General features: G+C 41.7%; 11 protein-coding genes. All 11 read right to left on the bottom strand.

What is annotated here, in order from left to right; genetic code table 11:
• Positions 1–66: 66 nt before the first annotated feature.
• Positions 67–3,375: a glycoside hydrolase family 2 TIM barrel-domain containing protein gene (locus QCD85_RS22395; protein ID WP_367317675.1), complete on the bottom strand. Its 3,309-nt coding sequence runs from the start codon at positions 3,373–3,375 to the stop codon at positions 67–69.
• 39 nt (positions 3,376–3,414) lie between these two features.
• On the bottom strand, positions 3,415–5,175 hold the full coding sequence (locus tag QCD85_RS22390; RefSeq protein WP_301263916.1) for a hypothetical protein: 1,761 nt from the start codon (positions 5,173–5,175) through the stop codon (positions 3,415–3,417).
• 50 nt (positions 5,176–5,225) lie between these two features.
• Complete coding sequence (locus QCD85_RS22385; RefSeq protein ID WP_301263915.1) at positions 5,226–6,182, bottom strand: sugar phosphate isomerase/epimerase family protein; 957 nt, start codon at positions 6,180–6,182, stop codon at positions 5,226–5,228.
• Positions 6,183–6,221: 39 nt separating this feature from the next.
• Positions 6,222–7,142, bottom strand: coding sequence for a carbohydrate ABC transporter permease (locus QCD85_RS22380; protein WP_273614016.1), 921 nt, complete (start codon positions 7,140–7,142; stop codon positions 6,222–6,224).
• Entirely contained in the window at positions 7,142–8,038 is an 897-nt protein-coding gene (locus QCD85_RS22375) for an ABC transporter permease (protein WP_441005642.1), read from the bottom strand. The genes QCD85_RS22380 and QCD85_RS22375 overlap by 1 nt, the downstream gene beginning before the upstream one ends.
• 473 nt (positions 8,039–8,511) lie before the next feature.
• Complete coding sequence (locus QCD85_RS22370) at positions 8,512–10,125, bottom strand: extracellular solute-binding protein (protein WP_301263913.1); 1,614 nt, start codon at positions 10,123–10,125, stop codon at positions 8,512–8,514.
• 493 nt (positions 10,126–10,618) lie between these two features.
• Positions 10,619–11,698, bottom strand: a complete 1,080-nt coding sequence (locus QCD85_RS22365) for a Gfo/Idh/MocA family protein (protein WP_274171543.1) — start codon at positions 11,696–11,698, stop codon at positions 10,619–10,621.
• An 81-nt stretch (positions 11,699–11,779) separates the two neighbouring features.
• Positions 11,780–12,775, bottom strand: a complete 996-nt coding sequence (locus QCD85_RS22360) for an AraC family transcriptional regulator (RefSeq protein WP_301263912.1) — start codon at positions 12,773–12,775, stop codon at positions 11,780–11,782.
• Between the two features lie 59 nt (positions 12,776–12,834).
• Positions 12,835–13,806 (bottom strand): Gfo/Idh/MocA family protein, encoded by a 972-nt coding sequence (locus tag QCD85_RS22355; protein ID WP_301263911.1) that lies wholly within the window; start codon positions 13,804–13,806, stop codon positions 12,835–12,837.
• Positions 13,807–14,022: 216 nt separating this feature from the next.
• Positions 14,023–15,105, bottom strand: a complete 1,083-nt coding sequence (locus QCD85_RS22350) for a Gfo/Idh/MocA family protein (RefSeq protein WP_273614021.1) — start codon at positions 15,103–15,105, stop codon at positions 14,023–14,025.
• Between the two features lie 169 nt (positions 15,106–15,274).
• Positions 15,275–17,541, bottom strand: a 2,267-nt coding sequence (locus tag QCD85_RS22345) for a helix-turn-helix domain-containing protein (protein ID WP_301263910.1), incomplete at its 5' end; no start/stop codon positions are given.

Here is a 17,541-nt window from a genome sequence, read left to right as displayed (position 1 = left end):
TTTATACTACAACATAGCAAAGAACCGCAAACGAGTACTGTCTCGCTTACGGTTCTTTGTATTATCCTATTTCACAATACCTTGCATTACATAACTATACGTATACGAACGATTCGCATACAGACGATATTGTTCATGCGGTTCAGAACCCCAGCTATCGTCGCCACCGACTCCTGTTTGCTTATCATTGATACGCACTACCGTATGTCCACTGACAGGTAACTGGTAATGATGTGGTGCGGCTTCCAGTTCTGCTGGTGTATATGGAAGAACATTCAGTTCAACCAAAGGCAGACCGGTAATCTGTAAGCCCACTCCATCACGATTGGTAATTGTCGCTGAACGTACATCTACTTTATTTCCACATTCCTGTGGTTTGAGATACGGAGCCATCTGCTCAGCTACTGTTCCGGTATAGATGCCTACTTTACCACTGGCTTGGCGATCCCAATACGTCTCATGTGGACCTAATCCATACCATGATAATTGATCAAAAGAAGCATCCATCATTAGCAACATGCCGATCTCTGGAATCTCAGGTAAGTCTTTGCCCGGATTCAAGCGTTGAGTCACTTCTACACGTCCATCGGCAAAAATATGATAATCGACAAAGCATTGTGAATACCCTGCGGTCGGCAGTAAATATTCTACTTTGATAATAATAATATCTTGCGCTCGTGCCAGATCGACTTCAAAATGAACCAATTCCCGTTCATCTGACGCACTGCGCCATACGCCACTACGCTCATCCAGATGATTCCCGCGATCATTGTCTGTCATCGCACGCCAGAAATGAGGAGCAGGGGCTTGAGCTAGCAATTGGACTTTGTTGATCTGATAAGACAACATCTCACCATTGGTTGAATCGAAAATGATCGAGAATCCTTCCCCATTGATCATAATCATGCCTGCATGTTGTACAGCGACAAGGCTAGATTCACTAATCGGCTCAGGATCGTGCAATTCAGCATCATGATGAGAACCAAATGACAGCACAACAGGCAATGTAAATTGAGAAAATGCCACTTCATGACCGGCTTGCGCCCATAATTGGTCTGCGCGGAGTACGACCGATAATGTCAAAATATATTCTACCCCTGGGGCACGTGGAATCTGCTTCAATTCGGGTAAAGTGACTTTAACATCCTGCCTTGGTGCACAGACTACATGGCTTAGCACACCATGATCAGCAGGTTGACCATTTGCCGTTAAGATCCATTTGAAATCAAATTCTTCTAACGAAGTAAACAAATACTGATTCGTTAATTCAACTTCAATCACCGCTTCGCCTGCGGACAAATGCTTGGTTGTAATGACCGCATTCGATTCTAATCCATCATCTACAGGATGATCTTCACCCAATCGCCAGTTAAATTTCACCTGTTCATAACATTTCTTCACTTCAGCAAGCTTCGCAGATACGGTACGATCTGCAAAAATCAGACCATCGCCACAGAAATTGCCATCATGAGGACTCTCGCCAAAGTCACCACCATATGCTAAATACGTAGTTCCGTCTTCGGTCTGTGTCTGAATCGCTTGATCGATCCAATCCCAGATAAATCCGCCTTGTAATACTTCGTAACGATCGAACAATTTCCAGTATTCCGCTAAACCGCCACAAGAGTTCCCCATCGCATGACTGTATTCACACAGAATAAACGGCTTGGTTGGATTGTGTTGAGCATATTTCTCGATCTCACGAATATGCGTATACATCTGACTTTCAATATCAGAAGCATCTTCAGAAGGACGATAATGGAACACACCTTCATAATGTACTACTCGTGATGGATCAGCTTTGCGTAAAAAGTCCGCCATATGCAAGAAATTATCGCCACCAAATGATTCATTACCGAGCGACCAGATTACGATGGATGGGTGATTTTTATCCCGTTGGAACATCGAATTGGTACGATCTAACACATTATATGTCCAATCTGGATTGCTACCTGGCACAGTATTGAGCAGTTCTTTTTGCCCGTACGTCCAAGCACCATGACTTTCCAGATTCACTTCATCGATTACATACAATCCATATTGATTACACAGCTCATACCAGAGCGGATGATTCGGATAATGAGAAGTCCGTACAGCATTGATATTGTACGATTTCATTAACTGAATATCTGCAATCATATCTTCACGTGTAATCGCACGTCCGGTCACCGCATTGAATTCATGACGGTTAACCCCTTTAAAGACTACCGTTTTCCCGTTGATCTTCATGACATTGCCTTCGATTGCAAATGTACGGAAGCCTACCTGAGAACCTGTGTAATGAATAATATGACCGTTGGTATCTTTAAGTGTAAGCACTAGATAGTAGAGATGTGGCGCTTCTGCACTCCATTTCAATGGATTTATCACATTCGCAGACAACTGAATCTGTGTGCGATGAATATCTCCACCTTCTAATCCTTCGGTTGCATTAAACGGAAACGAAACCGGGCTACTTAATGGAAGATCCCAAAGTGGATTACGATCAGCATCATACAATTGCGCATGAATACTGTACGATTCTTTGGCTACATCGGTAAAACGCAGACTGTCTGTTGGATCAGGACGAGCCATTGCCGAACCAGAATGATGCAAAGTAAGATCGACGGTTAATTGTGCGTCCTGAAACTGTTGATCCAGATCAGTATGTACAAAGAAGTCTTGAATATGCGTATCAGGCAACGCATATAGATAAACATCTCTAAAAATACCGCTCAAGCGCCAAAAGTCTTGATCTTCTAACCAGCTACTATCACACCAACGATAGACTTCTACCGCTAATTTATTTTCACCTGCTTGCAAATAAGGAGTCAGATCAAATTCAGCCGGAGTGAACGAATCTTCACTATAACCGACCAGATCGCCATTTACCCAGATATAAAAAGCAGATTCTACACCTGCAAAATGGATATAGACCGAACCTTTTTCCTGCCAATCTTGAGGCACAGAGAACGTCCGTACATATGAACCGACAGGATTGAATTGGGTGGGTGCTTCCGGTGGTTGAATATCTTCATGTCCATCCCACGGATAACGTACATTGGTATAATGAGGAGCATCATAACCATGCATTTGCCAGTGTGCAGGTACAGGAATCGTTTTCCATGTACTGGTGTCATACTCTTTTTTATAAAAATCAACAATACGCTGATCTGGATTTTCAGCCCAGGCGAATTGCCATGTTCCATTCAGGGATTGGTAATAGGGTGAATCTGCGATGTCTCCATTTAAAGTCTGTTCTACCGAATCATACGGAATCACAGATGCATGCGCATCTAGACGATTGAGACGGAAAATGCCGGGATTGCGGTTCCATTCAGGAAACCCGTTCGGTGGAGCGGTATACGTATACTTTTGGTTACGCAAATCAATCACCTCTTTAGTCGACATAGTTGTAGATGTATATAGATGCGATCATACATCTGTACCGGGTAAGAGACGAATCCCTATTCTGTGCACAAAAGGAGTCATTACATTGACAAGTAACGTCTGACAATCGCGCGGATACGAAGCTTCTCGTACACTGCTAGCGGTATGTTGCAGACATCCACCTGTTAATTCCATCATGTCATTTCCTTGCTGAACAACAACCGTTCCTGCTGACCATAACTGGGATTCAGGAGTGATCTGCTCTAATTGCCCATCGACCGCTGTAATGATTGCTTGCTGGTCGAACACCAACGATAGCTGTGTCATCACATCTGGAGGCTCATTAGAAATAATTTCTAGATCCAATCCATGTTCCAATTCGGTAATACGCACTTCCAATAGATAGGTCTGCGTATGAGTAGAAATACGGTGTTGATGAGGAAGCAAATACCACGGACTCACTGTTGCTTGTGCAGAAGCAGGTAATTCATGCTCGGGTACACAACTATTGTAACCCTTTTCATACGTCGCTGTCATTGTGAACCCATCTGCTGTTGGTGTTAAAGATTGCATCGGCACAAAGCCCGGGCCAAAATACGAAGCGATCTGTACACCAAGCAATCGTACTTGCCCGTATCTGATCGCCAGCAAAGAAGACGTTTCTGTCATCATCGTGATACTGGTATCCCCTTCACGAATCCGCATGACAGGTGCACCAAAATCCAAATGAGGACGACTGTATTGAATCTGTCTATAGCCTACTTCTGCAATCTGTTTGATATATTGATAACGATCAAATGAACCGTTAATCATTTTGCGATAATGCGTCGGCAAAGCTGTCGCCAGCACAGGTTTACCTTCATCTGGATATAACAACATGCCTACCAAAGGATTGTTAGCACTGCTCGGTGGACGAGCAGCGGTCTGTAACGCTTGTTCAGCTAATGCTGTCATCGCCGCAAATTGAGGATTCTGATCGATGATCGTCATTAAATAATAAGACAGCATATAACTATCCAGTGTAAAATTCTGCCCAAAATCTTGACGACCCGAATAATCAGTCACAATCTCTCCTGAAGGATGGATCAGATAGATCATCATCTCTAGATTCGCTCGCACGGGCTCTAGCAATTCAGGCTTGTCTAACAAGCGAGCCGTATGAATAAACATCACATCACTTACCGCATTGTAAATACCGTTACTACGCTCTGTCCATTCTCCGTCTGGAGTGATATCTATTCCTTCTGCTAACCATTGTTCTGCTCGTTCTAGCAATCTGGGCTCACCAAATAGTCGATACAAATAACTAAGTGCCGCTGATAATACCCAGCGATGATTAGGCGTATGACAACCACCTGTTATCATTACCGGAATCGTTTGCTTGAGAAATAACAATATACGACTAGCTACCGGAGCATTTTTACTCCAATCGTCCTGTTCTAATAGCAGATACAATTGCGAATAGCCCACCACGACAAAGGCTGTATCTGGAGGCGAATGAAAATTAGTCCACCCCGGAGAGATGGACCCATCGTCATGTTGAAAAGCAAGCATATACTGAGCCGCATATTCAAGTCGCTCTAACACTTGTTCGCTATGATAGTAAGCTGAGGAAGGATTAACTAATGCCGCTCCCCAGATCGCCATCCATACCGGTGTACCTGCATGATGATTCGGCCAGGCAATTCCATTTTCAGGATCAACGACTCCGCCAAAAGATCGATGATCACGATCCAAAATCTGTCCAGCCATACCTTGCTCTACCCATAGATCATTGATATTCACCAGTTGCTCGCTCACCGCCATACCTATTCCCTCCTTGCTTTTGATCTGCTCTGTATGCAATATAGTATGCTCTATTTTATAAGGTGACGTTCCTGAATTTTGCTGATCAATAACTGATGACTGGCTTCAATCTCTTCTGGCTGACAAGCAGCTTTCAATTCATATACTTTCACAGGAGCCGCGTCGATAATATCGAGAAACCGATCAAAAAAAGTCATGTCTTTACTATGAATATACGGACACCAGTGATCGGATAATCCTAACGTCTCATGAATATGCACGCCGATAATATCCTCTTTCATAGCGTTCGCTTCTTCTGCATTGTGATACAATCCCATCCGATCCATCATCATGCCATGACCGATATCGTACCATAGATAGACAGGCGCACCTTGCATACGATCACGTATCTTTTTCGCTTCAGATAACGTAGGCATTTGATAACAACGAGAACGGGTCTCGATTCCAAATGCTACATTATATCCTTTGGATAATACACGATCGCACACTTCTTCTAGACTATGCTGAATCCGCTCTAGATAATGCTCAGATAGACGTTCACGACGCTCAATCATTTCCGACCATAGCTGTTGATAAGCAGGCGAATCTTTGCCTTGTTCGTGATAGATTCCCTTTAACGTCTCATCAATATTGGTTGCAAACGGAACCTCGCCGGGGTGCACTACAACAGCTTTAGCTCCATAACGATGAGCATATTCAGCCGATTTTACCAGTAAATCGATCGCTTTGTGCCGTTTTTCTTCATCATCGAACCCGAGCAATACCGAATCGGTTCCATAATCAGGATCAGGCGTATGTGGAAATGTATTATGCACACTGGAGATACCGATCAAGCCACGTTCAATCATCGGCTCAATCGTCTGCAACATCTCGGTAGTCACATTGTAATTCAGCTCTACCTGTTGAAATCCAAGCTCTTGAATCTCAGCGATCATCTCTGCTCCACTGTTATGACGCTTAATATTCCAGCATGTTGAAAATGAATATTCTCCTTTGGATGTAAGCATATAGACTCCTTTCTTCAACCCATTTGAAATATCAGATATTTATCCTTTGACTGCTCCTAACATCACTCCACTGACAAAATAACGTTGCAACCAAGGATAGACAATCAGAATCGGAATCGTTGCAAAAATAACACTGGCGGCTTTTAGACTTTCTGGCATCATTTGCGCTGAACCGACTACTTCATTGCGCATCAATTCGCTAGCCATATTATTTTGGATCAATTGATATAATTTGAGCTGTAACGGATATAGATCAGGGCTATTAATGTACATTAATGTATCCATAAATCCATTCCAGCGCCCGACCGCATAGAAAAGACTTAATGTAGCAATCACCGGTAACGATAATGGTAAAATAATGCGCCATAAAGTATAAAAGTGACTACTTCCATCCATTTCAGCCGCTTCTTCCAGACTCTCCGGAATATTACGGAAAAAGGAAATCATAATTATCAGATAAAAAGGGCTGATCAATCCCGGTAAAATTAATGCCCACATCGTATCCAGCAAATGTAGATTACGCACCAGAATATACTCAGGAATAATACCGCCGCTGAAAAACATCGTAATAATAATCAAGACCATAAAAAATCCGCGTCCTTTGAGATTAGACTTGGACAATGGATACCCCGCCGCAATCGTCATCGCCATACAAAGAATCGTGAAAATAACGGTCAGCATCACCGTAAACCCAAGTGAACGAATCATCGACATATCGCTAAATACTTTGACATACGCTTCTGTCGTCCACTCTACTGGAAATAGCGATACTTCGCCTGACATAATCGGACGAGCTGAACTCAGAGAGATCGCTAGAATATGAATAAATGGAATCAGACAGACGAGCACGACAATACTAAGCAAAGTGATATTCACAATATCAAAAATCCGATCACCTTTACTGGTTGTCGTTTTGGCTTTGACCGCAGTCGTTTTGCTGATATCGGCTATTTTCTCCATTAGAGTATCCCCTCTCCTGTCGATTTCTTAGATGCGTAATTCGCACCGAGTACAAATATCAATCCAACAACAGCTTGGAAAAGTCCAACAACGGTAGCTAGTGTATATTGACCGGATTCTAGACCGATCCGATATACAAATGTACTGAGTACATCCGAGTAATCTTGTACGGCTACATTTCCAATTACAAACGGACGTTCAAATCCGATCGTAACCATGTTGCCTAGATTAATAATCAACAATGTAATAATCGTTGTTTTGAGACCGGGTAATGTAATATGCCATATGCGCTTGAGTCGTCCTGCTCCATCCATATCTGCGGCTTCATACAGTTCTTTGTTGATACCTGTCAAAGCAGCTAAGTACAAAATCGTGCCCCAGCCGGCACTTTGCCATACTCCTGTTAGCAAATAGGTCACTAACCAGTAATTCGGATCGGTTAAAAAAGGGATCGGCTGAAAGCCAAGTGCCATCCACATATTGTTTACGAATCCTGATTGCGTACCGAACACTTGATACACAATTCCTCCGATAATCACCCATGAGATAAAATGCGGAATATACAGAATAGTCTGTGATAACTTTTTGAACCAGACCGCTTTGACTTCATACAACATAATTGCTAATAATAACGGCGCTGGAAAAGAAACCAACAGATCCAGAAAGTTCAGCATTAATGTATTACGCAATGTTTTGTAAAAGTCCTGATTTTGAAAAACTTCGCGGAAAGCATCCCAACCGATCCATTCACTATCGTTAATTCCTTGAAAAAAGTTAAAGTCTTTAAAAGCAATCTGAATACCGTACATCGGTCCGTATTTGAATGTTAGAAAATAAGTAATCGGTAAAATGAGCAGGAAATACAACTGCCAGTATCTGCGGAGGTAAGTAGACATTCTCACGTTGGTACTCCCCTTTCATTAAGATGGTTGTGGAAAAACCTTCACTTTGGTTTGGGTGGTGATGTGCTCGTTTGATGGGAAAGCGCTTCGTGAACGGATTCTTTCTTGGCGTCGCTGGTAAGATCGGATATCTTGATTTGACCGCTGGGCGGTCGATATCCGAGTCTTAAAGGCGACTTTCAGAAAGAATCTGTTCACTACGCTTGGTGGTGAGAGCACCTTTCTTTTAAAGATGGCGTTGCGGTTTTTGCACATTGAGTGGGTGTAGCCAGTTTGGCTTTGGATTAGGAAGTGAATTGCAATGGTTAAAAGAATGATTTGATTTTGGAGATTCCTTGCGCTATTTATTTCAAAATTTATTGATGAATAATTGAGTCGAATCCATTTGAGAAATTTGTAGAACAGCATCCTTATTTTCCTGATATGAATGTACAGAATTTTTGAACAAGGTAGGCGAGCTGTGTTTATTATTTAGCGCCTTGTTCTTGGAATACTTTGGTGCGTTCGTCTAGGATGGCTTGTCCGCCGCTGCTCATATAGTCTTTGAGTAAGGATTCGTAGACGGTGTCGAATTGAGCGGTTGGAGCCATTGTTGCTTTGACGATCAGTTGATTGTATTTGTCTTGCAGTCCACTACCGTATTTGGCTTCGGCTTTGATCGGTACGCTGAAGTTTACTGGTGGAATCGTATCGGTATTGGAGATTTCAACCGATTTACGCATAGCGGCTTGGTATTCTTCCGGTGTCTGCATAATATAAGCATTATTGTTTTGCTCTTCGGTTCCTACGATTTTACCGTTAGCGATAATAGCCATATCTCCGTAGTTGTACAGGCGATTGGTAGCTTCTTCGGTTGCATCTTCTTTAGTAACTGGCACTCCATCTTTCATAGTGTAGTTCTCGCCTTCTACGCCATTTTGCATATCAAACAAGTTTTTGTCCGAAGCCATCCAGTCTAAATATTTGATCGCTTCTACCGCTTTGGTGCTAGATTTGGGGATCATAATATACAGACCATTGGATGCATATTCAGGCTTAGCATGTTTGCCTTCATTGTTGGTAAATACATCGGTAGGCGTTAATGTAGCGCCTTTTACATTGGTTTGTAGATTTTTGTATGTGCCGTTATAAGTGAAATACAATTCACCTGCATCTTCGGTATAAAAGCCTACTTTACCGTTTTGCACATCTTGCCATAATTGCTTTTTATCTTCGTCCAGACCAAAATCGGTACTGATTAGTTTTTCGTTATACAATTTGTTCATAAATTGCAGACCGTCTTTGAAGCCGGGCAACAATGTAGGATAATCACTGGAACCTAACTTTTGTGTTAATGTATATTTTTGTTCATCACTTAATGGTTGTTGGACAAAAGACCATAATAATGGATCATATTGCGCAGGAGCAATCGTCATACCGAAAGGAATAAGACCGCTTCCTACTTTACCTGGATCTTTTTCTTGAAAAGCTTTGAGTGTGGTATACAGCTCATCCGTAGTCTGTGGCATCGGTAATTTCAGTTGATCTAACCAATCTTGACGGATATAAGAAGCATATTTGCCAAGCACTGATCGTTTACCTGGAATCGCAAATTGTTTGCCTTCAATTTGTCCGTAAGCAAGTGTATCTTCCCCTAAGAACTTTTTGAGATTGGGCCCATATTGATTGAGCAAATCGGTCAGATCAGTTAGACCGCCTTGTTCAGCATAGCGATTGAATGTGCCTTGATCATAAGTAAATACGATATCCGGTACATCACCACCACTTGCCATTAATACATTTAACTTTTGCAATTCATCAGAACGAGGAACCGGTACATATTGCACATCAATTTTATTAGGTGTGCCAAAACGTTCATCGACTAACTTGGTCATATAGTTATTGCTGATGGTATAACCTGATGGAGAATTACCACGATCAAAAACTTCTACTTTTAAAATAGAACTTCCGTCTTCACTTGTGGCACCGCTGCTACTTTCATTGGAAGAACATCCCGCCAAAATGGTAATGCCTGCTAACACCATGGCTAACATAGAACTTGTTACACGTTTGCCCATTTTTCGATTTGGATCTTTTTTCATCTTCTCAACCCCTTTGTCAGCTTTGCTCCCTCAGAACGTTTCTCTTTGTACAAAAAAGTCAGCATAATTATCATGTGTACCTTTTGGGATGTCCCCAGTATGGCATTTATAGCGATATTCAGACAATCAACTATTTTCCGAGTATAAACTTTATTAAAGAAAGCGGTATCATTTTAAATATCAACTGTATTCCGATGATCAACTATTTTCCGTATTGAGGTTTGTGTTAGTTAAATTAACGTTAATCTCCTTATATAGTTGGGGAAAAACATAAAAAAAGAACCTTTCCTACTCGATTGTGATCGAATAATTGAAAGATTCTTTGTATTTATTGCTTCGCTTACATGGATTTAATGTAAGATATTTGGCTTCGCAAAAATCACTTCTTATTGGACTGGGTCGCGCTTATTTTGCCAAGCGCTTGATGTAAGATATTTTGCTTTGCAAAAATCACTTCTTATTAAACTTGAGTCGCGCTTATATTGCCAAGCGCTTAAGGCAATACAATATCGACTTCTTTACCCAATTCTGAAGAACGGAAAATACCATCAATAATTGCTTGATTCAAAATGATCTGTTCGCCAGAGATCGGAGCAGGTAATCCGTTAGCTACAGCATTGACGAAATCTTTGACTTTTTCATCAAATAAGTTCAGATCAGAACGTACACAAGGAATCGGCGTATGGGTTAAGCGACCACCGAGATCATGATATTTGGTAATCGTTCCTACACCGCCATCCCATACTCCTGACCACGGGCCTTCGCCATAAGGCGTAATTTTCATACCAGCATCGGTTCCGAGAAAACGGGTCGCTCCTAATGTATCCATATGCATTGCCCATGCGGTTTTAAATTGAAGCGTGATGCCACCTTCTAACCGAATCAGTGCTGCTCCAAAATCTTCTACATTGAAACTTTCAGCTTCAGGATGATACTTGGGATTGGTTCCAAAATGATTGGATACTGTAGCAGATACTGTCAACGGCTTCGGATGACCTAGTGTATGAAGAGCAAGATCGAGAGAATAACAACCGATATCAGCAAGTGCTCCAGCTCCTGCTAATTCTTTGCGGATAAATGTCCCTTGTGGCATCCCTCTACGTCGACCACCGCCAACTTCAACATAATAAATTTTACCTAGATTGCCGTCTTGAATATAATTGCGAATAAATTGCATATTGGGATCATACCGCGGCTGGAAACCGATCGATAGCATTTTTCCAGATTTTTTCGACATCTCTACCATTTCAACCGATTCTTGCAATGTGACAGACATCGGCTTTTCCAGCAATACATTTTTACCTGCTGCAAGTGCATCCATCGTCGTCTGATAATGCGAGACATTCGGTGTACAAATACTGACTCCATCTAATTCCTGTTCCAGTAAGACCAGATGATCTTCGTAAGCGTGTGCATGATTAAGATGATGCGTAGCAATAAACTGGCTCGCTCGATCCGGTACAATATCTGCTACACCTACAATTTCTACATTTTCCATCTGACGATACGCATTGACATGCATACGCGCAATACCGCCACTGCCGATAATACCTATACGAATGGTTGAGGTCATTTGCTATTCAGCTCCTGATCAAGTATTTTGCTGTGGCTTGTTGGTGATAGACATGTTGACGTTGTGGTAGATCATACGGTTTTATTCGTTGATCATCTGTTGAGCTTGTTCTTTGAAAGAACGCGGAGTCATTCCATACCTTTTTTTGAACACTAGATACAGATAATTTACATTTTCAAATCCGTTATCCAGTGCAATATGTTCAACCGTTTTGTTCCCCAGCCGTAGTTCAGTGCAAATATGGGTTAAACGAACTTCTTCGAGATAAGCGGTAAATGTAGCTGAAGTGTACTTTTGAAACACACGTTGTAACTGACGTTTGCTAATGCCTACTGTAGTAGCGACTTCTTCCAGTGCAATCGGAAACATATAATTATCCCGAATAAACTGACATGCCATCTGAAAATGAACTTCTGACGCTTCCCGGTGAGGTAATGTTAACCACGGTCGCTTCTCCTGATCAGAAGCATGCGCCGTTAGTAACATAATCTGAATAATACATTGCCGGATCGTCTCATACACACCAGATTCATGATGAACAATCGCATCATAGGCACGATAAAAATGTGACATCGTTTGTCTGCGATCCATCATCGGACGTGCAGGCAAATTATACAATTGACGTACACATTGCTCGGCTTCCGAGACTTCTTGTTCTTTACCCCAATCAGCAGGTGTGGCAGAAGCCTTACTCTTATCATTGTCCATCTGTTCCAATGACGAATCAGTTGTTAACGGAACGATCTCCAGATGTAGACATAATTCTTCAAGCGGATCATACATATCCATTTCTTGTGCATGAAGTACATCAGGCCCTGTTAAATAAAACATGCCTTCTTGCAAAAAATACGTCTGATCTTCCAGCACGACACTGCCTTTGCCAGAAGCAACAAAATGAAATTCAAATTCAGAATGTTTGTGAAACCCGATTTTCGCTCCAGGTGCAAATGAATTTAGATGAAAACGTAATACGCGAAAACCATAATTGCCCCAGCGGAACTTCAAATCTAGCTTTTCTAGCAAAAATGGCTTTTCACGCATCGGTTGTAACGGGACGAATCGTTCATTTTTGATCATGATCTTCGTCCTTTCTTCGATCAGAGATAAAGGTACATTGGTATACGGTAATATCTGCTTTACAAGCTTACCGGGCGATCTTCCGCTGCCGATTGATTAGACGCTTGTACCAGACGAGTAAGATCTACTGCGAGTCCGATATTTTCTGTTGCTTTGGTGCCATTTTGAATATGTGCTACCCATTGTTCAAAAGCAGTCTCACGATCTGCTGGTATCGTCACTTCTTGCCATGCTGTATCGTCTCCTGCACGCAACCATAGTTTTTCATCATGCGTACTGTACAATACACTGCCGAGTGTACCATGTACTTCAATCACAAATGGAGAAAATTTATTCACAAATCCAGCTTCTACAATACCGACTCCACCCTTGCTGTAACGGAATGTAGTCACTGCATTATCTTCTACTTCTTTGCCTGTCACATAACCATAATTAGCAGATACACTTTCAGGCATACCCATAAATAGACGCGCTAGATAGACAGGATGACAACCTAGATCGATCAGTGCGCCACCACCACATTCTTGTTTGCCAAAAAAGTGATCCGGTAACCAGCCTTGTGTAGCTCCATCATGAGATAGACGGGTACGCACCAGTGTTAATTCGCCTAATACTTTATCTGCTAACAATTGCTGAATCGCCAGCGTATAGCCTGCATTTAAGCGTGGTAAAGATACGGTTAATGTTACATTATGTTTGTTCACTGCTTCAATAATTTGCTCCACTTCATCATTGGTTGGAGCGATAACTTTTTCGGTGAAAATATGTTTGCCTGCTTCTGCTGCATGAATCATTACATCACGATGCATAACAGTAGGAGTGGTGATCACTACACCATCAATATCAGGATTGGCAAACAGTTCATGCAAGTCTTCGTAAAACGGAACACCGAGTTCTTCTGCTTTTTTCTGACCTCGCTCTGGAATCTCATCCCATACTGCAACTACTTCGGTATCTGGATGATTTAACGTATCGTTAGTGTAGTCCTGTGCGTGTACATGCCAATAACTTAATATTGCTACTTTGATCATGATTTTCACTCCCACTGTATAATGATTGTACTTTAAAATAGTGACACTCTACCGACAAAATATCATATTTTAGACAACATTTGAAATGAATTAAAATGACATCCCAACTATAAAAAAGCGACACATTATAAATTGGAAAAGATTGCAAAATAAAAAGTGACTCCTGAGGTGGAATCACTTTTTTGTACCATTAGATTCAATTCTGATAGCTGAAGATTAGAAATAGACCGTTTGCCCTGTCTCCGCAGATGTATAAATCGCTTCTAAAATCTCGGATACCACCAAAGCTTGTTCTGGCGTTACCACTGGCTCTGTATCATTAATAATCGCTTCCATCCACAGACGCATCTCCATAAATTCAGGCTTTTCATCATGATCTGAACTATAAAAGGCTACACCACTACCGCCTAGTTGCAGTTCTTTCACATATAAATTGCCCAAATCTTCACCATTGATATGCAATCCATCATTCATATCTGCTCCTGCTTTGGTTCCGCACAGTGTACATTTAGCTTCATCCGGATGACGTACATTCAGCGCCCAACTAGCATCAATCGATATCGTTGCGCCGTTTTTCATCGTAATAAATCCGAATGCTGAATCTTCCACTTTGAATTTCTCAGGGTCCCACGGGCCCCATGCATTCGCAGCGTTCGGTGTCTGAGAAAGCTTATGATAGACCGATCCAGTCACCGAATGGACTTCATAATTGTTAAGCATCCAGAGGGTAAGATCCAGCGCATGAGTTCCGATATCGATCAATGGCCCTCCGCCTTGTTTGTCTCCATCCAAGAATACGCCCCATGTCGGTACAGCACGGCGGCGAACCGCATGAGCTTTGGCATGATACACTTCTCCTAGATCGCCACGCTCACATAATTGCTTGAGCATTAAGCTATCTGGACGGTAGCGATTATTATAACCTACTGTTAACTTTTTACCGGTTGCTTTGGAGACTTCTAACATTTTGCGAGCATCTGCGGCTTTTTTCGCCATCGGCTTTTCGCTCATTACATGTTTGCCTGCTTCCATCGCAGCGATCGCAATTTCAGCATGAGCATCATTCGGTGTACAGACATGAATAACTTGAATATCGTCACGCTTCAACACTTCACGATAATCTTCATAGACTTGCGCATCTGCTGTACCATATTGTTCAGCAAGTGCTTGTGCTTTTTCAGGAATAATATCGCAAAATGCTACCACATTCACATAATCGAGATTCGCTAGTGATGGTAAATGTTTTCCTTGTGCGATTCCACCACATCCGATAATACCTACATTGATGATCTGTTCCATGTGCTTTACCCTCCGTATACGCTAGTCATTTACTGTAACTTGAAGTCATTTTAACATGTCAGTATTCAAATCATACAACAAGATTGCGACAGCATTACTTCAAAAAAGCGACATACTTGCAGATGCTATTTATTGCAGTATATATGATGCTAGCTAGTTAAAAGTGACATTACTTCGACTCATACGAAGCAGGCTTCATTTTGAGCTTACGGTAGTCACCGGGCGTCACACCAATAATACGTTTGAACACACGTCCAAATGTAATCGAGTTGGCATATCCGACTTGAATCGCTATATTCTGAATCGTATCCTCTGTTGAAGATAGTAATTCTTCTGCACGACGAAGGCGAAGTTGTACTAGAAAATCTATAAATTTGATATCCAATTCCGCTTTGAATAAATGGCTCACATGCTTGGGCGTAACATTAAATCGTTCACTCAAATGATTTAGCGATAAATCTGGATTAGCAAAATGATCTTCGATATACGATTTCATTTCACCGATCAACGCATGATAATTGGTCGATTCTCCTGCTTCTACATAATGAGCATAGACCTGATCCAAATACTGGTGCAATGCTTGGTATACTTCTTCAATCGTTTCCGCTTCTGCAATCGATTCAATCGTCCAATTGGCGGTATCTCCAGTTAACAAAAGATCCAGTGGCTCAGACATTCCTTCCAATTCACGACTTAACATTTGTAAAAGTGATAACACAAGTGAACGAATACTTTCATCACGCAATGGCTCATTTTCTGCACGATCCAACATCTGCTTCAGATGATCTCGCCATACCTCTTGAGTCAGACGAAATGCTTTGACCAGATCAGCGATATTTTGCAAATAACGATAACTTTCCTGCTCACGACCTTGAGGAAGATCGCTGTACATCACTATGCCATCTCGTCCTAGTGTCAGACTATAGCCTAACGATTGCAGAGCTGATTCATAGGATTGATGCACTTCCGAGATATCGTGGACAGTCACGCCTGTACCCAGTGTAATCGTTAAATGTAAATTATGTTCAACCCATTCCCGGCTATTCGCAGCTAAAGCAAATAAACGCCGATTCCATTGCCGTTCTTCTTCATCTATGCCATAAATAATAATACCGGCACGACGTACACTGATCCACTCCGACCATCCTTGCAATCCTTCTTGCTGTACCAGTTCTTGAAAAACATTGGTCAGTGCCAATTTGAGCGTATTATGTTCTTGCACATTTCCTTTTTCACGAAAAGCGTCATAGTCTTTGATCTCTGCTACGATCACTGCATAGTAAGGCACTTCTGTATACGAATCGGTATGAATCGAAGCAGGAACATACTCGTTGAAAATATGTACATTATGCAGTTCCTGTTGCATACTTTCAGGATATTCGCCTTCGATCCAATTCATAAATAAGCGCCGACGACGAATAAGAAGATTCTCATGATGTTGTTGTTCGTAATCAATCGTCTGTTCAATCAGACTTTCCAGAGCATGATCGATCAACGATAACTCATCTTTACGTGTCGATTCACCGCCCAATTGAAGCGATTCGATTCGTTCCATCATCACTTGAATCGGCTTATAATTTTTGCGTGTAATATAGATAATATAGACAATCGACACCCCTACGACAAATATCCCAATCAATATCCAGATATACGAGATAACCGATACCCATGCAAATAATTGTCCGGCACGAATCCCACTTTCAAATGTCCATCCTAATCGATCTGAATGCAGAGTTGTGAGCGTCTTGCCATGTTCTGCCTCGCTGAGAGCGGTAGCAGGATAAATCGGTAACCCTGAAGCATCATGCACTTCAAGAAAAGACACTTGTGGATTGAACATCGATGCGATTGTCTGTTGCATCGCATATACACTAATATTGATCACCACTAACCCTTGATCGCCAAAAGGTAACGGCACACGTTTATACATCGTAATCACTTGTTGCTTGGGATCATTACTCATTTCGGCAAATAAGCGTACACTCGACCAACCCCGTTGTTCCGGTGCTTGTAACGCTTTCTGCACAAAATCACGATCAGCAAAAGCGTTTAATTCTTTAATCCCATGTAACGTTAAAATCTGCTGATCGGCATCCCGGTACATATAGATAGATGCAATCAGTTCATTATTATTTTCGAGCATCCGCAAGCGATCAATCGTCTGATACGTGACTGCTGTCCGATCAGCCTGATCGTTATTCAGAAATAAACGATATACATTGGAAGTCTCCAGATCGCTTAATATATCCAGTTCCACTTCACTCACTGACCGTTCTAACGTATCTTTCATATATCCGGTAGAGATTCGATCCGCTTTGGCTGTTTCTTGACGTGAAATTTCATTAATGACTAGAAATGATAAAAAGATCAATATCGAGACAGTTAATAAAAAAATCGGAAAATACGATAGCAACAGACGGCGATACCAGTTTTTAA

It is taken from the genome of Paenibacillus sp. PsM32 (assembly GCF_030433815.1).
Classification (GTDB): Bacteria; Bacillota; Bacilli; order Paenibacillales; family Paenibacillaceae; genus Saccharibacillus; species Saccharibacillus kyungheensis.
The sequence above is the reverse complement of the archived record's forward strand: the minus strand, read 5'-3'. Positions and strand labels throughout refer to the sequence as shown.

Excerpts from the sequence above, each read along its gene's own strand:
- QCD85_RS22390 (WP_301263916.1), bottom strand. The coding sequence starts at position 5,175 with ATGGCGGTGAGCGAGCAACTGGTGAATATCAATGATCTATGGGTAGAG.
- QCD85_RS22385 (WP_301263915.1), bottom strand. The coding sequence starts at position 6,182 with ATGCTTACATCCAAAGGAGAATATTCATTTTCAACATGCTGGAATATT.
- QCD85_RS22380 (WP_273614016.1), bottom strand. The coding sequence starts at position 7,142 with ATGGAGAAAATAGCCGATATCAGCAAAACGACTGCGGTCAAAGCCAAA.
- QCD85_RS22375 (WP_441005642.1), bottom strand. The coding sequence starts at position 8,038 with ATGTCTACTTACCTCCGCAGATACTGGCAGTTGTATTTCCTGCTCATT.
- QCD85_RS22370 (WP_301263913.1), bottom strand. The coding sequence starts at position 10,125 with ATGAAAAAAGATCCAAATCGAAAAATGGGCAAACGTGTAACAAGTTCT.
- QCD85_RS22365 (WP_274171543.1), bottom strand. The coding sequence starts at position 11,698 with ATGACCTCAACCATTCGTATAGGTATTATCGGCAGTGGCGGTATTGCG.
- QCD85_RS22360 (WP_301263912.1), bottom strand. The coding sequence starts at position 12,775 with ATGATCAAAAATGAACGATTCGTCCCGTTACAACCGATGCGTGAAAAG.
- QCD85_RS22355 (WP_301263911.1), bottom strand. The coding sequence starts at position 13,806 with ATGATCAAAGTAGCAATATTAAGTTATTGGCATGTACACGCACAGGAC.
- QCD85_RS22350 (WP_273614021.1), bottom strand. The coding sequence starts at position 15,105 with ATGGAACAGATCATCAATGTAGGTATTATCGGATGTGGTGGAATCGCA.